The following is a 20,471-nucleotide window of genomic DNA, read 5'->3' as shown; positions in this document are numbered from 1 at the left end:
ACATAAACTATCTTCCCCTTCTTTAGCATCCCCCAGTGGCACCGGGGCAACCCAGCGTAAAGGGTGAGGCCCCCGAATGCCCGTTAAGAAATCAGGAGAATTTGCAATGCAGTTCACGTTTGCCGCCGCGGCGGCGGTGGAATCGGGCGCTCTGGTGGTCGGTGCGACCGAGGGTCCGGAGCTGCTTCCGGCGGCGGCCAGGGCCGACCGGTCGAGCCGCGGTGCCGTCGAGCGGGCCCTCAAGGCCTCCCGGTTCACGGGAAAGCCGGGGCAAATCGTGGAAATCCTGGCCCCGGCAGGGCTGAAAGTGTCGCGGCTGATCGTGGTTGGCCTGGGCAAGGCGGCGGATTTCGACGCTGCGACCGCGGAAACCGTCGCTGCGACGGCGCTGGGCCGGCTCAAGGGCGGCACAGAGACCGAAGCGACGCTCGATCTGACGGGTCTCAAGGGGGCCAAAGGAGGGGATCTGGCGGCGCATCTGGCCCTGGGCGCCAAGCTCAAAACCTATGCCTTCGACACCTATCGCACCAAGGATCTCGACGACCGCGGCTTCGCCCTCAAAAAAATTACGTTTGCGACAGGTGATGCCGCCGCGGCCCGCCGGGCCTATGCCCGCCTTCTGGCGGTGGCGGACGGCGTTTTCTTCGCCCGCGACCTCGTCAACGAGCCGCCGAACGTGCTGTCGCCGGTCGAATTCGCCCGCCGGGCCAAAGGACTGGCCAAGCTGGGCCTGAAAGTGACCGTGCTCGGCGAAGCCCAGATGAAGCGACTCGGCATGGGCGCCCTGCTCGGCGTCGGCCAGGGCAGCGAGCGCGAAAGTCAGCTCGTGGTGCTCGAATGGCACGGTTCGCGCCGCAAGACGGCTGCTCCGGTCGCATTCGTCGGCAAGGGCGTGTGCTTCGATTCGGGCGGTCTGTCGCTCAAGAGCGGCGCCGGCATGATGGGCATGAAAGGCGACATGGGCGGCGCGGCGGCGGTGATCGGCACGCTGCGCGCTCTCGCGGCCCGCAAGGCGAAAGTGAACGCGGTCGGCGTCATCGGCCTGGTCGAGAACATGCCCGACGGCAAAGCCCAGCGGCCCGACGATGTGGTGTCCTCGATGTCGGGCCAGACCATCGAGGTGCTCAACACCGACGCCGAAGGCCGCCTCGTGCTTGCCGATGCGCTGTGGTACGCGCAGACCAAGTTCAAGCCGTGCGCCGTGGTCGATCTCGCCACCCTGACCGGCGCCATCTTGATCGCGCTCGGCAGCGAGCATGCCGGCCTGTTCTCCAACAACGATGCGCTCAGCGAGCAGCTCACGATGGCCGGCAAGGCGGCGGGCGAGCCGGTGTGGCGCATGCCGCTCGGCAAAGGCTACGACAAGCTCCTGAAGTCCAAGATCGCCGACATGAAGAACATCGGCGGGCAGCATGCGGGCTCGATCACCGCGGCGCAGTTCCTGCAGCGTTTCGTGGTCGAAAAGACGCCGTGGGCGCATTTGGATATCGCCGGCGTGGCCTGGCAGGACGGCGAACAGAAGCCGCTGATCCCGAGCTGGTCCACCGGCTGGGGCGTGCGTATCCTCGACCGGCTGGTGGCGGATAATTACGAGGATTAATGAGCGAAACCCTCTTCTATCACCTCGAACGGCGGGCCCTGGAGGATGTGCTTCCGGGGCTGGTCGAGAAGTCGCTGCAGCGCGGCTGGCGGGCGGTCATCAAGACCGAATCCGCCGACCGCGCCGATGCGCTCGACACGCTGCTGTGGACCTTCAACGATGGGTTCCTGCCGCATGCCCAGCTCGGCGACGGCGAGGCGGCGCGCCAGCCGGTGCTTATCACCACCGAAGACGGTAATCCGAACGGCGCCGCGATTCTGTTTCTGGTCGGCGGTGTCGCGCCGCCCGATTGGAACGCGGACGCAACGCGCGCCCTCGCTCGCATCGTGCTGATGTTCGACGGGCACGACCCGTCGGCGCTGCAGGTCGCGCGCGAATCGTGGAAAGCGGCCAAGGCGGCGGGCCACGACGTTACATATTGGAAAGAAAGCCCCACCGGAAAATGGGAAAAGCAGGGTTGATTGCCCTGGGACCACTGCCTAAGTCTTACGCAGGGACGGGGATACGGTCAGGCGCATGTTCTACGGCTATTCGTTCGGCTACCTGCTGATTTCGCTGGCGTTCGCCTATCACTGCATCCGCACCGGGCGGCCGTGGTGGTGGCTGCTTGTGATCGGCATGCTGCCCGGTATCGGCTGGGTTGCCTACGTCGTCTTCGCCGTACTTCCCGACCTGTTCTCGTCGAATTCGGCGCGCCGCTTTGCCGACAACGTCTCCTCGATGGCCGATCCCGGCCGCGGCTATCGCGAGAAGCTGCGCGAAGTGGAGCGGGTCGGCTCGGCCGATGCCAAGCGGGCGCTGGCCGAGGAGTGCATCAAGCGCGGCATGTTCCAGGATGCGGTCGATCTCTATCAAGGCGCCATGGCGGGCCCGATCGGCGAAGGCGATCCGACGCTGCTCAAGGGGTTGGCGCGCGCGAAGCTCCTGGCGGGCGACGGCGCCGGTGCGGTGGACGCGTTCGAGCGGCTGAAATCGCTCGATCCCGCCGCCTGGGATGCCGACACCGAACTCGATTACGCCCGTTCGCTGGTCCTCGTCGGGCGTACCGACGATGCCGTACATCAGTATGAATCGATTGTGATGCGCTATCCCGGCGAAGAGGCGCGCTGCCGCTTCGCGCTGCTGCTCAAACAGCTAGGCCAGAAAGAGCGCGCCGACGCGATGTTCCGCGAGATCATCGACTCGGTCAAACACGCGCCCGGTTACTACCGTTCGCGCCAGCGCGAATGGGCCAAGATCGCCCGAGACGAGCTGGGCTGACCGTACACCGCAAGTTGATCGTCCTGCGGCCGTTTGTGTCGCGTCCGCGCGCGCGACGGACGGCGTAGAATGCCGGCGCAATTCGCTTCGGGGATCGCCATGGCCAATCGTCGTCAGCTTCTCACCACGCTCGGCGCGGGTGCTGCCGCTGCTGCGCTGTTCGAGCCGGCGCGCGCCGCCAAGATTTCCGAAAAGCCGAAGATCATTCCGAAGAAGGTGCTCGGCCGCACCGGCTTCATGGTGACCCCGCTCGGACTCGGCGGACAGGCATCGCTGCAATGGACGCCGGAAGGCGTCGATCCGGCCGACATCATCTGCCGCGCGGTCGAACTCGGCGTGAACTATCTCGACACCGCCAACGTCTACGGCGCCAGTCAGGTGCATTACGGCGAGGCGTTCCGCCGGATGAATCTGGTGCCCGGCAAGCCCGGCTACAAAGCGGACCTGCGCGAGAGCCTGTATTTCGCCTCCAAAACGACCCGCCGCTTCGCCAAGGATCCGGCCGATACGTCGGGCCAGAACGCGGTCACCGATCTCAAGCGCACACTGACCCAGGCGTTCGGCGATGGCCAAGGTTTCATTCCGGAAGGCGCCTATCTCGATTGCATCCAGATCCACGCCATCGGCAATCTGGAACAGGTGGAGCAGATCTATGTCGGCATGGCCGACCGCGGCGGCAAGATGGGCGACCGGATCGGCGCGTTTGCGGCATTGCTCGATTATCGCGACGGCACCAACTACACCGGCCTCAATCCCGAGCATAAGCGCTGGGTGCGCCATGTCGGCGTCACCGGCCATCTCGATTCTACCGTCTTGTCGCGCCTGATCCGCATGGACGAGGGCAACGAGCTCGACACGCTCCTGGTGGCGCTCAATGTTGCCGACAAGCAGTACCTGCCGCATCAGAACAACGTCCTGCCGCTGGCGCTCGCCAAAGGCATGGGCGTGATCGCGATGAAAGTGTTCGCCGACGGCGCCTTCGTCGGCTCGAAGGAGCCGCATTGGACGCGCGGTCCGCAGGAAGTGAACCAGAAGGTCGGCGGCTCCAAGCTCAACACGCATGACATGGTGCGCTACACGGTTTCGCTGCCGGGCGTGTGCACGACCATCATCGGCACCGGTCATATCAACCGCAAGAATCCGGCCGACGATCAGCTCGTCGCCAATCTCGCCGCCGCCTGCGATGCGCCGATGACCAAAGCCGAACGGCTGGCGCTGGAAAAGCAGGCGGAAGCGGCCTACGGCGCCACCACCAATTACTTCCAGCAGAAGGCGCAAGGTCTGGTGCAGCCGGCCGATGTGAAAGTCGTCAAGGATGCCGGCCGCGTAAAGGTCACCTGGCAAGCCGCCGTCGCGGGCGCGAAGCCGCTGGCGGTGTATCAGATCAAGGCGGGCGGCAAGACGCTTCTTACCATTCCGGCTCGCACGCAAACCACGCTGGCGCCGTTGTGCGCCTATCTGACCAACGAGCAGGTGCCGTCTGGGCCGGTCGACGTCGTGGCGGTGGAAGAAGCGTAGGTTACGCCACTGTCGTCCTGACTTTCACGCCCATCCGCTTCATGTCGGTGAAAAGACGGCGCGGATCGGCGAGATGGCCCATCATGTGCAATCCGGGTCGGCGCCCCAAGCCTTCGAGGTATTGCAGGATCGCGGCGGCCACCGGAATGGCGGTGAGTTCGTAGGCGTCGCGGTGCGCTACCGCCGCTTCGAACTCGGTCTTTTGCCCGGCGTGGGTTCCGCTCGCCTGCACGATCAACTCGGTCCGGTACGGCGGCTTCTGGAAACGCGTCATGCCCCACCACAACAGACGGCCGATGGTCTTCGTCGCCTTGGGAATGATCTTCAGCAGCACGAAAGCAAGCGGGAATATGACGGCATCGGTGAACCAGTGGGTGCCTGCCATGAAGAAGCCGGTCTCGCGCAGCGACGGATAACGGTCCGGCAGCGGCCGCAGTTCTTCGAAGAACATCGAGTAGCAGGAGCGCGTTCCGATATCGCCGCCGAACGCGATCTTGCGCATCTGATAGGTACCGGGCGCGGTCCAGTGGCCGCCGGTGAACACTTGCGCATTGTAGTTGCGGAAGACTTCCACCAGCTCTTCCACCGCATCGGAAAAAGGAATGTCGCGGCCGATCGACAGATAACAGGCGGTAATGGCGCTTTCGACGGTGTCGAGATGGGCCGCGGCAAACCGCACCAGCGCCGCGGGCAGGCCGGGATGGAAACCGGCTTCGGTGATGAAGCAGCGGCCCTTGGCTTCGATTTCGGGCGCCAGCGATTGGAGGAACGCGAACTTCTTGGCGCCGATCTGGACGTCGAGATAATCGACGCCCGCCTCCAGGGCGGCACGCGCTACCGTCTCGACGTAGGCGGTGGTCGGAGCCGCCACCACCAGCAGCGTCTGGCCGGCGAGGGCGGCGCGCAGGGATTCGGCATTGCCCGCATCGACTTCCACAGCCTTGACGCGCTCGGGCCGGTCGCGCCCGAGATCGGCGGCGAGTTCTTCGGCTTTTCCCAACCGGCGGCTGGCAATGGTGACGATGGCGTCGGAACGCTCCAACACATGGCGCGCGATCAGGCGTCCGGTCTGGCCGGTGCCGCCGAGGATGAGGATTTTTGCCGGCATGGGAGAGCCCCTTTCTCCATTCGGCGCGTAGTCTAGCACGCCCGGTCTAGCAGAATTTTGACGTGTGGTCGCGCCCGGTGCATGGTGAGCCGGTCCCGCATTCGAGAACTGTTGAAGCCCTTCATGACCCGCACTGCCATCGCTCTCCGCCATGTCGCATTCGAAGACCTCGGCCTGATCGAGCCGCTGCTCGCAAGCCTGGGCTGGACCGTCCGCTATTGCGACGCGGCGCTCGACGATCTCTCCGATCCGGCGTTGCAGGAGGCCGATCTTCTGGCCGTTCTGGGCGGGCCCATCGGGATCTACGAGACGGATGTCTATCCGTTCGTAAACGACGAGCTCAAAGCGATCGAAAAGCGCCTTGCGGCGGGCAAGCCGACGCTCGGCATCTGTCTCGGTGCTCAGGCGATGGCGGCGGTGCTCGGCGCGCGCGTCTATTTCGGCGGCACCAAGGAGATCGGGTTCGGCCGCGTGACGCTGACGGACGCGGGCAAGTCCTCGGCGCTGGCGCCGCTGGCGGACGGGATGGTGCTGCATTGGCACGGCGACACCTTCGATCTGCCGGCAGGCGCCGCGCGGCTGGTGTCGAACGAAAACTATCCCAACCAGGCGTTTTCCTACGGCGCCGATGCGCTGGCGCTGCAATTCCATCTCGAAGCCGATCCGTTCAAGATCGAGCGCTGGCTGGTCGGACATGCGGTCGAACTGGCGAAAGCGGGAATCGACATTCCGGTGCTGCGCAAAGCCGCGGCTGAGTTCGCGCCACATTACGCCGCGCAGGCGGTCGCGGTGTTCGGGCGATGGCTCAAGGAAATCGGTCCCGCCAAGGACTAGTGAATGCCGCACGCGTTGAGGTGGCGGCAGGCCTCCTTGTCGTCGGTCGCGATGTGGTCGGTAAGCCACTGCTTGAGCACATGCAGAAGATCGGCGGCCAGAATGGTGTCGTTGCGGCCCCCGATGCGGTCGCGATAATCGGCGAGGCGCCGCCTGAAATCGTCGTGGTGCGCGCGGTGTTCTTCAAGCTTGGGATAGCCGTTCGCGGCGAACAGCTTTTCCTCGTATTCGAAATGCTGCTCGGTATAGCGCGCCAGATCGTCGAAGACAGTTTCCAGCGAAGCGGCCGTATCGTGCTTGAGGACCAGCGCGTAGAGCTGGTTGATGATGTCGACCAGACGCGCGTGCTGATGGTCGATCGACGCCACACCGTCGCTCAATTTGTCGGTGAAGACCATGAATTGCATGGGTGGCTTCCGGTCGGCGCTTCTGGGCGTTATTCGACCATGCGGCCCTAAATTTCCCCTTAAACGATATGGGTAAATCCCGGCAGACGCCTAGCGGATTCCCTTGCGCGCCAGGAAATTGGCGAAGGAGCGGTCGTGTTCGAGAATGTGCTCGAGCAGCCATTTCTTGAGGAACGCCCGCACCTCCGCGAGATTGCGTTCGGCCGACGCGTCCGTGGCGAACATCTCGTCCATGAAATTCTGCAACTTGGCGCCGAGCGCGTAGTGGTCGTCCGAATGCCGGCGGTAGTCGGAATAATCCAGCATTCGCATGTATTCTTCTTCGTGATGGAAGTGCGCTTTCGCCACGGCGAGAAGGTCCGCCACGGTTTGGCGAACCTGCCGTTCGGGCCGGCCTTCCGCCAAGCCGTCATATAACCGGCGCAGATGGCCGAGCATTTCGCGATGTTCGACATCGAAGATCAGGATGCCGACCGCGACCGCGGCCGGAGCCAGATCCCAGTCCTCGACCGCCGTTCCCGCCAGTGACGTTTGTTTGTGGAACACGCCAATCCCCGCAAATCATCGGCCGTCTCAATGACCGATACGGATGTGAAAGTCGCTAGTGCAAACACAACTGTTACGCGAGAGTGCCTCGCGTTCAGGTGCAATTTTCACCATGTTCCCGCGCTAAGGGCGTGAGACGACTTTGCTTTCGAACAGCATGCAGGCGGAATGGGTAATTTCCCGTATGAAACCACACGTCGCAGCGCGCGCCGGATTCCCGCCGCAGTTTCATCCGTAGTCTGACGTTATTCCGCCGCCGCGCGTTCATAATCCTCATGCGCCAGGAGCCAGCGCTCCTCGGCCGCTTCGAGTTTCTTCACCGCGTCGGCGCGTTTTTTCGACACCGCCGTTCCTTTCCTCGGATCGTGCACGAACAGGAGCGGGTCGGCGAGCGTGGCGTCGAGCTTCTTGATCTCGGCGTTCAGCGTCTCGATCTGATGCTCGGCGGCATCGACCTTGTCCTTCAAAGGCTTGAGGCGCAGGCGTTTGGCCGCCGCTTCGCGCCGCGCGTCTTCCTTGGTCTGCTTCGGCTCGGCGACGGCGGCTTTCACCGGCGCCTCGGAGGTGAGCAGGAATTTGCGGTAATCGTCGAGATCGCCGTCGAACGGCATCACGCGTCCGTCCGCCACCAGGAACAGCCGGTCGGCGGTGGCTTCCAAGAGCCGCCGGTCGTGGCTGATGAGGATCACCGCGCCGTCGAAGTCGTTGAGCGCCGACAACAGTTCGCCGCGCGCATCGATGTCGAGATGGTTGGTCGGTTCGTCGAGGATGATGAGGTTGGGATTGTCGAGCGTCGCCAATGCCAGCATCAGCCGCGCGCGCTCGCCGCCGGAGAGATTGCCGACCTTGGTAAGCTGCTTGTCGGCCGAAAAGCCGAAACCGCCGAGGGCATTGCGCACCTGCAGCAGCGTGAGATGGGGCCTGAGGCGCGCCAGCGTGTCGATCGGCGTGATGTCGCCGTTCAATTCCTCGAGCTGGTGCTGGGCGAAATAGCCGGGGATCATCTTCTTGGCGCGCGTCAGCGTGCCGCCCATCGGTTCCAGCTTGCCGGCGAGAAGCTTCGCCAGCGTGGACTTGCCGTTGCCGTTCTTGCCCAGGAGCGCGATGCGGTCGTCGGGATCGAAGCGCAGATTGATCCGCGTCAGGATCGGCTGGCCTTCGACATAGCCGACCGAGACGTTCTCCATGGTGATGAGCGGCGGGCTCGCTTCGGTCGCGGCGGGCAGGCGGATCGGAGCGACATGCTCGTCCATCGGAATGTCGATGGTCTGCAGCCGCTCCAGCATCTTGATGCGGCTTTGCGCCTGGGTCGCTTTCGACGCCTTGTAGCGGAAGCGGTCGACGAAGGCCTGCAAATGCTTGCGCTGCGCGTCCACCTTCTTCGCGGTGGCTTCGTCGAGAGCGCGCTTCATCGCGCGGGTTTCGACGAAGGTGTCGTAGCCGCCGGTGTAGAGCGTCAGCTTGCCGTGTTCGAGATGGAGAATGAATTCGGCGCAGGTGTTGAGCAGGTCGCGGTCGTGGCTGACGATCAGCACGGTGCCGCGATAGCGCTTGAGGTAATCCTCGAGCCACAACACGCCTTCGAGATCGAGGTAGTTGGTCGGTTCGTCGAGCAGCAGCAGATCGGGCGCCGAGAACAGCACCGCGGCCAGCGCGACGCGCATGCGCCAGCCGCCGGAGAATTCGGAGCACGGCCGCTGCTGCTGGCTTTCCGGAAAGCCGAGACCGGCCAGGATCTCCGCCGCGCGGGCGGGCGCGGAATAGGAATCGATGGTGTGCAGCCGCGCGTGGATGTCCGCGATGGTGTGCGGGTCCTTTTCGGTCTCGGCGCGGGCGAGCAGCGCCGTGCGTTCCTTGTCGGCCGACAAGACGGTCTCGATCAGCGATTGCGGGCCGGAGGGTGCTTCCTGGGCGAGGGCGCCGATGCGCCAGTCCTTGGGGGTGGTGGTCTCGCCGCCGTCGGGGTGGATGATGCCCTGGATGGCCTTGAGCAGGGTCGACTTGCCGCAGCCATTGCGTCCCACCAGACCGACGCGGCGGCCCGCAGGCACACCGGCGCTGGCGCCGTCCAAAATGACGCGCCCAGCGATCCGTACCGTTACGTTGTCGATGGTCAGCATGGCGGGGCGGATTTGCGGCGGATTGGGTGGTCCGGTCAAGCCGGGTCACGACATTCCTTGCGCGCGCGCAAAGGCCGCGGCTATAAGCGCCCCAAAATTACCAAAAGCCAAAATTACCAAAGAGGGAACACACCATGGCTATCGAACGCACGCTTTCCATCATCAAGCCCGACGCCACCCGCCGGAACATCACTGGCGAGATCGTCGCCCGGTTCGAGAAGGCGGGCCTTCGGGTTGTGGCCTCGCGCCGCATCCGCTTGTCCGAGATGCAGGCGAAAGCCTTCTACGCCGTCCACGCTGAAAAGCCGTTCTACGGCAGCCTGGTCGCCTTCATGACCTCGGGCCCGGTGGTGGTGCAGGTGCTGGAAGGCGAGAACGCCATCGCCAAGAATCGCGAAGTGATGGGCGCCACCAATCCCGAAAAGGCCGCCCCCGGCACCATCCGCAAGGATTTCGCCGAGTCGATGGAAGCCAACTCGGTACACGGCTCCGATGCGCCCGAAACGGCCGCCAACGAGATCAAATTCTTCTTCTCCGATCTCGACATCGTCGGTTAATCGCCGGCAGACTTCTGGTCTTGCAGAGCCGCGCCGGCGACCCTGTCGGCGCGGCTTTGTCGTTTGCGGGAGAGTGCCATGAAAGGCAAAACGGTCGTCATCACCGGGGCGACGTCCGGCATCGGCCAAGTGGCGGCGCAGACGCTGGCCGCCATGGGCGCGCGGATCGTGGTGGTGGCGCGCAGCGAGGCGCGGGGCGAGGCGGCTGTGCAACGGCTGGCGAAAGCGGGACCTCGCGACCATGCGCTGGTCGTCGCCGACCTGTCGGCGCTCGCCGGCATGAAAGAGGCTGCCGCCAAGATCGCCGCTGCGGCGCCCGAGATCGATGTGCTCGTCAACAATGCCGGAGCGATGTTCGGCAAACGCGAAGTGACCGCCGACGGTCTGGAGCGGACGTTCGCGCTGAACCACATGGCCTATTTCGTCGTGACCACCGCGCTCATCAATCACATCAAGCCGGGCGGGCGCATCGTGTCGACGGCGTCGGACGCCCATTACGCGGCGCGGCTCGACTTCGACGATCTGCAGTTTGCCCTCCGTCCCTATAAGGGCTTTCGCGTCTACGGCACCTCGAAGCTGATGAATATCCTGTTCACGCGCGAACTGGCGCGGCGCTGCCCCGCTATCACGGCCGTTTGCCTGCATCCCGGATTTGTCGATACGCGGTTTGCGTCCAACACCGGCGGTCTTCTGGGGTCCTCGTTCTCGGTGCTGAAGACGCTCGCGGCGATTACGCCGGAGAAAGGTGCGCGCACCATCGTCCATCTGGCCACCGCGCCCGGCGTGGAAGACAAAAGCGGGACCTACTGGTACAAGTGCAAACCCATCAATCCTTCGGCCGCGGGGCGCAGCGATACGGATGCCCGCCGTCTGTGGGAGGTTTCGGAACACATCGCTCATGGATAACGCCCGCAAGAAAGAACTGGTCCGCGAATACAAGGAGCAGAAGGCGCAGCCCGGCATTTTTGCCGTGCGCTGTGCGGCGAGCGGACAAGTGTGGGTCGCCAAGGCGCCCGATCTTGGCAAGCGTCAGTCCGGTTTGTGGTTCCAGCTCGGCATGGGCGGCTTTCCCGGCAAGTCGCTGCAGGACGCCTGGAAGACGCACGGCGAGGCCGCGTTCGCGTTCGAAATCCTGGAAGAGATCAAGGACGACAACGAACTGATGATCCCGGTCCTGCTCAAGGAGCGCGAAGCGTACTGGCGGCAGGAACTGAAGGCGGACGCGCTAATCTAGCATCATCCGGAAGCCGGCGCGGCACCAGCGGCCGGCTCGGATCGTGCGCCAGACGAAATAGAGGCCCGCGGCGGTGCAGACCGCCAGCGTCACGACCGAGGCTTCCGGTCCGAAGGCGCCGCCGGTGAGCCAGTCGGGGCCGTGGAGCGGAATGTTCAGCAGGCCGCGTCCGCCCATGCCGCCGGACACTGCGGCGCCGAAAATGCCGCCCTCCGCGAAATTCCAGCCGATGTGCAGGCCGATGGCGAGCCACAGATTGCGCGTCGCTGCATAAGCCGCGCCGAGCAGGATGCCGGCTTCGACTGCAATGGCGATCCCGGCCAGCAGGGATGCGTGCGGATTGCCGAGATGGAGGAGGCCGAACAGCGCGCCGGAGATGAGAAGGGCGGCGCCGGTGCCGAACATGTCCTCGGTGATGCGATAGACGCCGCCGCGGAACAAGAGCTCTTCGCAAACGCCTGAGAGAATGGCCATCGCCGCCATCGGCAGAAGCCATTGCGTGCCGCCGAAGCCTTGCCATGTCGCGGCATGGACGCCGAACAGCACGGCATACACGATCGCGAACATGCCGACCGCCAGCGCCAGCCCGATGCCGAGAAGCGGCAGTCCGCGCTTGAGATGAAGCTCGATGACGTCACGCCGTTCCAGCCAGCCGACCAGCAGCGCGTAAAGGCTGATGCAGAGGACGCAGATGACGATGTCGGCGCCGAGCGCTACGAAGCCGCGCAAGCTCCGGGCGATGCCGGGCATGATCTGGAATTGCAGAAGGTACTGCGTTCCGCCGTAAGCCAGCGCGAGGAGAACGAAGAAGGCAAGCAGCCGCAGCAGTCCGATGCGCGCCACCACCCGTTTGCCCCCCATGGTCGCCTCCGCGTCAGGAACGTGCGAACACCGCGCGGCCGTTCTCGAGCCACACCCGCTCCTCGGCCAGGAGTTTCAGCGCCGCGGGATAGAGCCTGTGTTCCTCCACCAGCACGCGGGCGGCAAGCGTTTCGGGCGTGTCGTCGATCGCCACCGGCACGGCGGCCTGGGCGATGATCGGGCCGGCATCGAGTTCCGGAACGACGTAATGCACGGTGCAACCCGATACGCGCATGCCCGACAAGAGCACCTGCTCGTGCACATGCGTGCCTTTGAACAGCGGCAGCAGCGAGGGATGGATATTGAGAAGCCGGCCTTCCCAACGTTGCACGAACCAGTCCGACAGGATGCGCATGAAGCCGGCCAGGCACACGATGTCGATGCCGGCATTGTTGAGCGCGGTGTCGAGCGCCCGGTCGAATGCCTCGCGCGTCTCGTAGGCCTTGTGCGGAATGACGATGGTGGGGATATCGGCCTTGGCGGCGAAGCCGAGGCCTTCGGCGTTACCGACGTTGGAAATCACGAGCTCGATTTCGGCCGGGAAACCCGGCACTGCGGCCGCCGCAATCAGCGAGCGCATGTTGCTGCCGCGGCCTGAGATCAGGATTCCAACGCGCTTGGTCATAGCTTCAGTTTCCCCCGATAGCGCACATTGGCTTCGCCTTCCCCCGGAACCAACGTGCCGATCACTTGCGCGGTCTCGCCCTTCGCGCGGAAGGCTTCGATCACCGCGTCGGCCTTTTCCGGCGCCGTCACGGCGATCAGCCCGATGCCGCAATTGAAGGTGCGCAGCATTTCTTCCGCCGGAATGGCGGCGGCGCGCGCCAGCCAGGAAAACACGCCCGGCAGCGTCCAGGCGCCGAGGTCGATTTCGGCGTCGAGGCCGGCAGGCAAAGCGCGCGGCGTATTTTCGGTGATGCCGCCGCCGGTGATGTGGGCGAGGCCTTTGACGCCGCCGGTCTTGATGGCCGCCAGGGCGCTCATCACGTAAAGGCGCGTCGGAGTGAGCAGCACTTCGCCGAGAGTCATCGGGCTGGCGAAGGGCGCGCAGGATTCATAGGAGAGGCCGATCTTCTCGACGACGCGGCGCACCAGCGAGAAGCCGTTCGAATGCACGCCCGACGAGCCGATGCCGATGACGACGTCGCCGGCCTTCATGTCGCCCGTCTTGGGCAGGATGGCGCCGCGTTCCACCGCGCCGACCGAGAAGCCGGCGAGATCGAAATCGTGCGCCGCATAAAGGCCGGGCATCTCCGCGGTCTCGCCGCCGATCAGGGCGCAGCCGGAGTCCTTGCAGGCGCGCGCGATGCCTTCGACCACGCGGGCGGCGCCGTCGACCTTGAGTTTGCCGGTGGCGTAGTAGTCGAGGAAGAACAGCGGCTCGGCGCCTTGCACCACGATGTCGTTGACGCACATCGCGACCAGATCCTGGCCGAGGCCGTCGTAATGGCCGGTGTCGATGGCGATCTTGAGCTTGGTACCGACGCCGTCGGTCGATGCGACCAGCACCGGATCGGTGAACCCTGCCGCCTTGAGATCGAACAGCCCGCCGAAACCGCCGAGATCGGCATCGGCGCCGGGGCGGCGCGTAGCGCGCGCAGCGGGGGCAATGCGTTCGACCAAAGCTTCGCCGGCATCGATATCAACGCCCGCATCCTTGTAGGTGAGCGGAGTGGGATCAGAAGACATCGGCAGCTCGTCCAGGGTGACCGCCTCGTTTAGGCTTGGCAGGGCGGCGCGCGCAAGAAGGTGCGGCGCAGTGCACACAGTTTCATGAGGGTTTCTGCCGCGGCCGGTCCGGCTTTTTGGGCTCCGGGGTTCGGGTTTTTGTCCTATTGGAACAAGGGGATTTATGGTCCGCAGGGGCGCGCGGCTCCATAGGGCCTCGAAGCCGGTCGCCAAGGTCGCTCGCGAACAGGCGCGTGTTCTTATTTTCGTTGTGCTTCCGGGCGTTAGCGGTGGATACAATAAAATTATTTCAACTGCAATCTAGAGTAGTGCTGGAAATTCAAGCGGTTAGCTTAACCAACCGGGCTGGACACGATAGCCAAAAGGGTGACGATGCGTTACCTCAGTCTCACTTGGGGACGGGGTAGGACATGAAGGACGTCGTTAAAGTTGCTATCACGGCACTATTCGCGCTTCTCGCGACGGGATGCGCGCGCGGATGGCTGGATGATGCGCCGAGTCCTGACCTCCAGGATATCCGCATCATTTCAGTCGGGTATACGAAAGCGTGTCGTTTCATCGCTCCGGTCGACGTAACCAGCACGTATCCGCAGGACCAAGACCTCTACCTTGCTGCGATGATGCGGGTTCGCGCCAAGGCCACCGAGATGTCCGGCAATGCGCTGGCTATCCGCTCCTACAAAGTTCAATCCGGCTCAAAGGCCGACACGATGGCCACGATTTCTGCCGACATCTATAACTGCCCTCCGCCGGCCGCGGGGTAATTTAGCACTGTAATTAGTGTTGAATATTTTATTCACGACTTTCAAACTGGACATTAGAAATTTCTGGCAGTAACGTCCTGTACAAACGCGCGCTGGCGCGTATTGAACAGGAGAACCCGATGTCTGTTGCCCTAACGGATAGCCCGACCTTTCGCGCTCCGGGCCGCGGCCGCGTCTACAACTCGATCACCGAGACCATCGGCGACACGCCGATCGTGAAGCTGGCGCGTTTGCCGCAGGCCGAAGGGGTGAAGGCGAACATTCTCCTGAAGCTCGAGTTCTTCAATCCGATCGCCTCGGTGAAGGATCGCATCGGCGTCGCCATGATCGATACCCTCGAACGCGAAGGTAAGATCACGCCCGGCAAGACGACCCTGGTCGAGCCCACCAGCGGCAACACCGGCATTGCGCTCGCTTTCGTGGCGGCGGCGCGCGGCTACAAACTGATCCTGACCATGCCGGAGTCGTTCTCGATCGAACGGCGCAAGATGCTGGCCTTCCTCGGTGCCGAACTGGTGCTGACGCCCGCGGCGAACGGCATGAAGGGCGCCATCGCGCGCGCCCAGGAACTCGTCAACGAGATCCCCGATGCGGTCAGCCCGCGTCAGTTCGAAAATCCCGCCAACCCCGAAATCCACCGCCGCACCACGGCCGAAGAAATCTGGAACGATACCCACGGCGATGTCGACGTGATCGTGGCCGGGACCGGCACCGGCGGTACCATCACCGGGGTGGGGCAGGTGCTGAAGAAGCGCAAGCCCATCAAGGTCATCGCGGTCGAGCCGGAAGATTCGCCGGTGCTGTCGGGCGGCAAGCCGGGCCCGCACAAAATCCAGGGCATCGGTCCCGGCTTCGTGCCGCCCGTGCTCGATACGTCGGTGTTCGACGAGATCGTCACCATCTCGAATGAATCGGCGCTCGCCACCTCGCGCAAGCTCGCCCGCAGCGAAGGCATTCCGGTCGGCATTTCGGCGGGTGCGGCGGTCGCGGCGGCCATCGAAGTCGGCCAGCGTGCGGAATTTGCCGGCAAGACCATCGTGGTCATCATTCCCGATTTTGCCGAACGCTATCTCACCACGGCTTTGTTCGAAGGTCTCGCCGTTCCCGGCTGATCCCGAGCTTTCACGATCCTCCCTGAACTTGGCGGGCCACACGGGTCCGCCATTTTTTTATCCGGCGGAACTGGCCGGGGGTGGCGCCGAAAAGCGTGCGGAAACGGCGATTGAAGGTGGACAGGTCGCCGAAACCGGATTCATAGGCGATGGCGGAAATCTCCTCGTCGCCGGTCAGCAGGTGCGCGGCCGCGCGATTAAGCCGGCAATGCAGCACATATTGGTACGGCGTCATGCCGACGAGCCGGTGGAACAGCCGGAGAAAACGGTAAGGACCCAGCTTCGAAGGCTTGGCCAAAGCGGCGAGCGACAGACTGTCTTCGTCCACCAGCGTGGCGGCCGTTGCGATGTGGCGCAACGCATCGGCGATGATGCGTTCGTCCTGGCTCCGGATGCGCAATTCCGGCGGCCGTTCGTTCCGGCAGGCGACGGCATATCCGGCAAAGTGCACGGCGATTTCTTCGAGCGCGCCGGCGTCGTTGCGTGCGGCCCGCGCGGCGGCTGCGAGCGGGATCAGGGATGCCGAAGGCGGCAGCTTGGCACCGGCGAAGCCGAGCCGCCGAACGCCTGGGATATCGGCGACGACGGACTCGAGAAATTCCCCCGTCAGATTGAAGCAAAGGCAGCGATCGCCGCGGCTGTGGTCGTGGCCGCACTCGAAACAATGGCCATGATTGCCGGTCAGGATGCTGCCCGGCGCCAGCAGCGCATCGCCTTGCACGCCGCGATAGCGGAACAGACCCTCCTGCACGAGGGCGATGCAGAAGCCGTTGTGGCGCTCCTCGAAACGGCGGTCATGCGGGCCGTCGGTGCAGAGCACGTCTGCCGCCTGCCAGCCAGGGCCGGTAGCAAGGACATGGGCTGTCTGCGGCATCTGCAATTTTTCCCAAGCGGCGAGCCGGACCAAAAGACGACAAACCGGTAGCAATACAACAGGGAAAAATCATGACGAACCATCTTGAAACGGCGCTGCTGGCAAGCGGTCCGTTCGCGGAACTCCGCGAAAAGATCGACCTTTACGGCCGGTTTGCCGGACAGTGGCGGATCCACGCCTGCCTGCAGCCCGAGCCGGGCAAATTCGTCGAAGCCGACGGCGAAATCCATTTCGGCTGGGTTCTGGGCGGGCGCGTCCTTCAGGACGTGTGGAACCTGCCGGGGTTCTATTACGGCACCACGTTGCGCATCTACGACCCCGCTATCGACGCCTGGCACATCCTGTGGAACGAGCCGGTTCGCCAGTACTACACGAACATGATCGGCAAGGCCGATGGCGCGGACATCGTCCAGCTCGGCAAGAACAAGGCGGGCCGCGACATCCGCTGGCGGTTCTCCGACATCACCGCCGACGCTTTCCGCTGGACCGATGAAGTCAGAACCGACGACGGCGGCTGGTTCTTGCAGGAAGACTTGGCCGTGCGGCGCGTGTGAGCGCCTCAGACGAGGGTGGGATGCCCGGCGGCGCCGAGTTCGAAGCGCAGTTCCTTGCGGCCGTAGTCGACCGAGACGCGCTTGAACAGGCGCAGCCAGTTCATGCCGATCACCAGCGCCGGCCGGTCGGCAAGGCCCCAGATGTCGAACACCTGGAGATCGGCGATCGCGATCGGGCAATCGGTGAGGGTGAAGCGGCCTATGTCGGCTTGGCTCGGCTTGATGAGGCGACCGATGGCGGTGCCGCCGGTCAGGCCGGTGAGCGCGATCATCGAATGGCGGGCCAAGTCGGGGTTTCCGGCGAGCAGGGCCCGATAAAGCGCCTCGTTGCCCATCGAGGATTCCGCGCCGGTGTCGACGAGGGCCGCCACCAGATGATGGTCGACGCTGCAGCGGGCGGTGCGCAGATGGCCGCCGCTGCCCTGCGCCGGCAACACGTTGATGCCGGGGTCGTGATAGACGCTCAATAGGATCGGCACCGGGTCGGCGATGGTCAATTCGTTCGCCGCGAAATTGAGGATGACGCGGCGGCCGTCGAGCACGTCGAGCCCCAGATAGCCATCGGCCTGCAGCAGAATCCTCGGCAGCACCGGCAAGGTGAGGTCGCGGCGGACGTGCTCGCCGAAGGCCAGCGAGTCGACGTTCACCGTCTCGGTGCGGATGGTGCGGATGATGCCCGCCAGCATGACGGCGCCTTGGGGCCGCAGGCCCAATGCCGCAGCCGTGGTGTCGGCCAGCACGCTGCGGTCGGCCCCGGTGTCGACGATGAAGCGGAATGGCCCGCGTCCGTTGACCATCACGGTGATGCTGAGATGGCCGGACCGGTCGTTCACGGTCGCTATCGGCGGCTCGGCCCGTAGCATTTCTGTCATGAACGGAAGTGCGGCCAGTGCGGACCCAGTGAAACGCCGCCGCGACAGGGGTGCATGCGCCATGGCTTGTCCTCGCCAAATCTCGCGCCAATCTTCGCTCGGAGCGGCCGCATCCGGTAGCCCCCTGGGGCTCACATGCAGTTGATCGGGTAACAGGATGCCCGCGCAGGGCGGCGGAAGACCGCTTTCATGGGCGCGTACGGGTCGGTATAGTCCCGCCGTTCAGGACGGGTTTATCGATGTATCGCCTTATTCGCATTCCGGCGCTGATGCTTGCGCTGGCCATTTCCTGCTTTTGTGCCGCACCGGCCCGCGCCGACGCGACCTTCGAGGTGAGCGGCATTCGCGTCGATGCGTCCGCCAAATCCACCGCCGAAGCGCGCACCGCCGCCATCGCCAGCGGCCGGCCGACAGCCTGGGGCATCCTGTTCAAGCGCCTGACCCGCCAGCAGGACTGGCCGCGCCAGCCGGCGCTCGATGCCGCCACGCTGCAGCGAATGGTGATCGGCTATTTCCCGGTCAACGAACGGCGCTCGACCACCCGCTACGTCGCCGAGGTGACCTACAGCTTCAACCCCGAGATGGTGGCGCGGGTACTGCAAAGCGCCGGCATTCCCTACACCGCGGTCGCCGCCAAGAAGGTGCTGCTGGTACCGATGGCGCCCGGCTTCGCCCGCGGATCGGCCTGGACGACGGCGTTCCTGTCGCCGCGCTTCGCCACGGCCCCGGTCCCGTTCGCGGTGCCGTACGGCGATGCCGCCGATACCCCGTATCTTGCCGGTCTCAGCTTCGACAACGCCGCCTGGGATCACATCGCGCCGGTTGCCGGACGGATCAAGGCCACCGAGGCGGTGTTCGTGCTGGCGACACTCGCCGGCAACAAGCTGCAGCTTTCGATCAAGCGCGTCGGGCAGGGCGAAATGCCGACCAAGACGGTGATCGAAGTGCCGCTGTTGCAGAACGTCCAGGCGACCTATCCCGGCGCCGCCGACGCCGTGGTGCGCGCCATCGACGACATGTGGAAGAACCAGAAGGCGGTCGACTACAGCCAGAAGGGCCATCTCACCGCCGACGTGCGGATCGCGTCGCTGGCCCAATTCGCGACGCTTCAGAACACCATTGCGGGTGTGCCCAACGTGGCCTCGGTCAATGTGGCGGCGATGGATATCGGCGCGGCGCGGCTGGCGATCTCCTATATCGGGACGCCCGACCAGTTGAAGACGGCGCTGGCCCAGGCCGGCGTGACCCTGCGCGGCGGACCCGGAAGCTGGCAAATCGCGAGCCAGCCATGATCGCAGTGCTGCGGCAAGCACCCAATATCCTGTCGGGGTTGCGGCTGGTGGCTGCGCCGATCGCGGCGTGGCTGATCCTCCATGGCGAGGATTTTCCGGCGTTGTGCGTGTTCTGCCTCGCCGGTCTCAGCGATGCCGCCGACGGCTTCCTGGCCAAGAAATTCGGTCTCGCCTCGCGGTTCGGCGCTTGGCTCGATCCGGCCGCCGACAAGCTTCTGATGCTGGCGAGCTTCGTGTCGCTGACCTATGTCGGCGCCGTGCCGCTGTGGCTGACAGCGATGGTGATCGGCCGCGACATCGCCATCGTGCTCGGCGTCTTGCTGGCGAAGCTGCTCGGTATGCCGCTCGAAGTGAAGCCGCTGATGGTGGGCAAGGTCTCCACCGTGGTGCAGGTCCTCTACATCGTCCTGGTGCTGTTGCTTCTGACCCTGCACGAGGCGCCGGTGCTGCCGGCCAACATCGGCGTGGCAATGGTGGCACTTCTGACGGCGTGGTCGTTCCTCGCCTATGCCCAGATCTGGCTGAAGGCTGCGTTCCGCCGCGTGCCGCAAGGCGACGGCACCGCCTGATGATCGCCCAGATTCCCTTGCCGCTGCCGACCTCGTCCCGGCTGGGCCGTGCCGACTTCATCGTCGGGCCGGGCAACCGCGCCGCGGTGACGCTGATCGATTCCTGGCCCGATTGGACCGCTCCGGCGGCCGTTCTCTACGGCCCGTCGGGATCGGGCAAATCGCATCTCGCCGGGGTCTGGGCGGAACGCGCCAAGGCCGCCGTCAAGCACGCCGCCGACCTCGCAACCGTGGCTCCGGACGTGCCGCTGGTGATCGAGAACGTCGATGCCGCGCCGCTGACCCACGAAGCCGAGACCGTCCTGTTCGCGCTGCTCGAACGCGGTCAGAAGATGCTGCTCACGGCGCACGAACCGCCTGCCGCGTGGAAGCCGAACCTGCCGGACCTGCGCTCGCGCTACGATTCCCTGCTGGCGTTTCCGCTGTGGGCCCCCGACGACGCGCTGCTCGAGGCCTTGGCGAAGAAGCTGTTCGCCGACCGCCAGCTTGCCGTGCCCGATGCGGTGATCGCCCAGATGATCCGCTACCTTGAACGCTCGCCGGGCGCGTTGCGCGATTTCGTGGCCAAAGCCGACGCCGCCGCGCTCGCCGCCAAGAAGCCGGTCACCACCGCCCTGATCCGCGATTTGCTCGATCGGGACTGAATTTCGCGCATTTTGTCAGGGATTGTTGGCATCCGCAGCATAAGATGCGAATGCAT

23 protein-coding genes are annotated in these 20,471 nt (G+C 64.7%); 14 read left to right on the top strand and 9 right to left on the bottom strand.

Annotated elements, in window-relative coordinates; genetic code table 11:
• Nucleotides 1–106 precede the first annotated feature (106 nt).
• The 4 genes from FHS84_RS07800 to FHS84_RS07785 all read left to right on the top strand — a co-directional run bounded on the left by FHS84_RS07800 (nt 107) and on the right by FHS84_RS07785 (nt 4,378).
• Nucleotides 107–1,600, top strand: coding sequence for a leucyl aminopeptidase (locus FHS84_RS07800; RefSeq protein WP_166932630.1), 1,494 nt, complete (start codon nt 107–109; stop codon nt 1,598–1,600).
• Nucleotides 1,600–2,061, top strand: a complete 462-nt coding sequence (locus FHS84_RS07795; protein WP_166932628.1) for a DNA polymerase III subunit chi — start codon at nt 1,600–1,602, stop codon at nt 2,059–2,061. Before FHS84_RS07800 ends, FHS84_RS07795 begins: the two co-directional genes overlap by 1 nt.
• Before the next feature lie 55 nt (nt 2,062–2,116).
• Entirely contained in the window at nt 2,117–2,860 is a 744-nt protein-coding gene (locus tag FHS84_RS07790) for a hypothetical protein (protein ID WP_166932626.1), read from the top strand.
• A gap of 99 nt (nt 2,861–2,959) precedes the next feature.
• Nucleotides 2,960–4,378 (top strand): aldo/keto reductase, encoded by a 1,419-nt coding sequence (locus FHS84_RS07785; RefSeq protein ID WP_166932624.1) that lies wholly within the window; start codon nt 2,960–2,962, stop codon nt 4,376–4,378.
• Between the two features lies 1 nt (nt 4,379).
• Here the strand turns inward: FHS84_RS07785 and FHS84_RS07780 are convergent, their stop codons facing one another.
• Nucleotides 4,380–5,486 (bottom strand): saccharopine dehydrogenase family protein, encoded by a 1,107-nt coding sequence (locus FHS84_RS07780; protein WP_166932622.1) that lies wholly within the window; start codon nt 5,484–5,486, stop codon nt 4,380–4,382.
• 123 nt (nt 5,487–5,609) lie between these two features.
• Between FHS84_RS07780 and FHS84_RS07775 the strand changes: the two genes are divergently transcribed.
• A complete protein-coding gene (locus FHS84_RS07775) occupies nt 5,610–6,320 on the top strand; it encodes a glutamine amidotransferase (protein ID WP_166932620.1) in 711 nt (236 codons plus the stop codon).
• Here FHS84_RS07775 and FHS84_RS07770 read toward each other — a convergent pair.
• The 3 genes from FHS84_RS07770 to FHS84_RS07760 all read right to left on the bottom strand — a co-directional run bounded on the left by FHS84_RS07770 (nt 6,317) and on the right by FHS84_RS07760 (nt 9,432).
• On the bottom strand, nt 6,317–6,727 hold the full coding sequence (locus FHS84_RS07770; protein WP_166932618.1) for a bacteriohemerythrin: 411 nt from the start codon (nt 6,725–6,727) through the stop codon (nt 6,317–6,319). The genes FHS84_RS07775 and FHS84_RS07770 overlap by 4 nt on opposite strands.
• A gap of 90 nt (nt 6,728–6,817) precedes the next feature.
• The gene (locus FHS84_RS07765; RefSeq protein ID WP_166932616.1) at nt 6,818–7,273 is read right to left on the bottom strand and encodes a bacteriohemerythrin; all 456 of its coding nucleotides are present in this window, start codon (nt 7,271–7,273) and stop codon (nt 6,818–6,820) included.
• 245 nt (nt 7,274–7,518) lie between these two features.
• Nucleotides 7,519–9,432: an ABC-F family ATP-binding cassette domain-containing protein gene (locus FHS84_RS07760; RefSeq protein ID WP_208393756.1), complete on the bottom strand. Its 1,914-nt coding sequence runs from the start codon at nt 9,430–9,432 to the stop codon at nt 7,519–7,521.
• A 95-nt stretch (nt 9,433–9,527) separates the two neighbouring features.
• Between FHS84_RS07760 and ndk the strand changes: the two genes are divergently transcribed.
• The 3 genes from ndk to FHS84_RS07745 all read left to right on the top strand — a co-directional run bounded on the left by ndk (nt 9,528) and on the right by FHS84_RS07745 (nt 11,184).
• On the top strand, nt 9,528–9,950 hold the full coding sequence (gene ndk / locus FHS84_RS07755; RefSeq protein WP_166932614.1) for a nucleoside-diphosphate kinase: 423 nt from the start codon (nt 9,528–9,530) through the stop codon (nt 9,948–9,950).
• Nucleotides 9,951–10,028: 78 nt separating this feature from the next.
• Nucleotides 10,029–10,856 (top strand): SDR family NAD(P)-dependent oxidoreductase, encoded by an 828-nt coding sequence (locus FHS84_RS07750; protein ID WP_166932612.1) that lies wholly within the window; start codon nt 10,029–10,031, stop codon nt 10,854–10,856.
• A complete protein-coding gene (locus FHS84_RS07745; RefSeq protein WP_166932610.1) occupies nt 10,849–11,184 on the top strand; it encodes a GIY-YIG nuclease family protein in 336 nt (111 codons plus the stop codon). The genes FHS84_RS07750 and FHS84_RS07745 overlap by 8 nt, the downstream gene beginning before the upstream one ends.
• Here FHS84_RS07745 and FHS84_RS07740 read toward each other — a convergent pair.
• The 3 genes from FHS84_RS07740 to purM are packed head-to-tail and all read right to left on the bottom strand — an operon-like array spanning nt 11,176 to nt 13,734.
• Nucleotides 11,176–12,045 (bottom strand): CPBP family intramembrane glutamic endopeptidase, encoded by an 870-nt coding sequence (locus FHS84_RS07740; protein ID WP_166932608.1) that lies wholly within the window; start codon nt 12,043–12,045, stop codon nt 11,176–11,178. The two genes, FHS84_RS07745 and FHS84_RS07740, sit on opposite strands and share 9 nt — an antisense overlap.
• 13 nt (nt 12,046–12,058) lie before the next feature.
• Entirely contained in the window at nt 12,059–12,670 is a 612-nt protein-coding gene (gene purN, locus FHS84_RS07735; protein ID WP_166932606.1) for a phosphoribosylglycinamide formyltransferase, read from the bottom strand.
• Nucleotides 12,667–13,734, bottom strand: coding sequence for a phosphoribosylformylglycinamidine cyclo-ligase (gene purM, locus FHS84_RS07730; RefSeq protein ID WP_166932604.1), 1,068 nt, complete (start codon nt 13,732–13,734; stop codon nt 12,667–12,669). Before purM ends, purN begins: the two co-directional genes overlap by 4 nt.
• A gap of 410 nt (nt 13,735–14,144) precedes the next feature.
• Here purM and FHS84_RS07725 point away from each other — a divergent pair, with 410 nt between their 5' ends.
• A complete protein-coding gene (locus FHS84_RS07725; protein WP_166932602.1) occupies nt 14,145–14,498 on the top strand; it encodes a hypothetical protein in 354 nt (117 codons plus the stop codon).
• Nucleotides 14,499–14,617: 119 nt separating this feature from the next.
• Nucleotides 14,618–15,610 carry a cysteine synthase A gene (cysK, locus tag FHS84_RS07720; RefSeq protein ID WP_166932600.1) on the top strand — a complete coding sequence of 331 codons (993 nt, stop codon included), beginning with the start codon at nt 14,618–14,620 and terminating at the stop codon, nt 15,608–15,610.
• 10 nt (nt 15,611–15,620) lie between these two features.
• Here the strand turns inward: cysK and FHS84_RS07715 are convergent, their stop codons facing one another.
• Complete coding sequence (locus FHS84_RS07715) at nt 15,621–16,484, bottom strand: helix-turn-helix transcriptional regulator (protein WP_166932598.1); 864 nt, start codon at nt 16,482–16,484, stop codon at nt 15,621–15,623.
• A gap of 71 nt (nt 16,485–16,555) precedes the next feature.
• On the opposite strand from FHS84_RS07715, the gene FHS84_RS07710 reads away from it, so the two are divergent.
• Nucleotides 16,556–17,038 (top strand): hypothetical protein, encoded by a 483-nt coding sequence (locus tag FHS84_RS07710; protein WP_166932596.1) that lies wholly within the window; start codon nt 16,556–16,558, stop codon nt 17,036–17,038.
• 5 nt (nt 17,039–17,043) lie between these two features.
• Here FHS84_RS07710 and FHS84_RS07705 read toward each other — a convergent pair whose 3' ends face one another.
• Nucleotides 17,044–17,910 (bottom strand): aspartyl protease family protein, encoded by an 867-nt coding sequence (locus FHS84_RS07705; RefSeq protein WP_166932594.1) that lies wholly within the window; start codon nt 17,908–17,910, stop codon nt 17,044–17,046.
• 239 nt (nt 17,911–18,149) lie between these two features.
• Here FHS84_RS07705 and FHS84_RS07700 point away from each other — a divergent pair, with 239 nt between their 5' ends.
• Genes FHS84_RS07700 through FHS84_RS07690 form a run of 3 tightly spaced genes read left to right on the top strand, consistent with a single transcriptional unit; the run spans nt 18,150 to nt 20,415 of the window.
• The gene (locus FHS84_RS07700) at nt 18,150–19,202 is read left to right on the top strand and encodes a DUF2066 domain-containing protein (RefSeq protein ID WP_166932592.1); all 1,053 of its coding nucleotides are present in this window, start codon (nt 18,150–18,152) and stop codon (nt 19,200–19,202) included.
• Nucleotides 19,199–19,771 (top strand): CDP-alcohol phosphatidyltransferase family protein, encoded by a 573-nt coding sequence (locus FHS84_RS07695; RefSeq protein WP_166932590.1) that lies wholly within the window; start codon nt 19,199–19,201, stop codon nt 19,769–19,771. Before FHS84_RS07700 ends, FHS84_RS07695 begins: the two co-directional genes overlap by 4 nt.
• Nucleotides 19,771–20,415, top strand: coding sequence for a P-loop NTPase family protein (locus FHS84_RS07690; RefSeq protein ID WP_166932588.1), 645 nt, complete (start codon nt 19,771–19,773; stop codon nt 20,413–20,415). Before FHS84_RS07695 ends, FHS84_RS07690 begins: the two co-directional genes overlap by 1 nt.
• Nucleotides 20,416–20,471: the final 56 nt, after the last annotated feature.

The organism is Rhizomicrobium electricum (assembly GCF_011762045.1).
GTDB classification, from domain to species: domain Bacteria; phylum Pseudomonadota; class Alphaproteobacteria; order Micropepsales; family Micropepsaceae; genus Rhizomicrobium; species Rhizomicrobium electricum.
The sequence above is the reverse complement of the archived record's forward strand: the minus strand, read 5'-3'. Positions and strand labels throughout refer to the sequence as shown.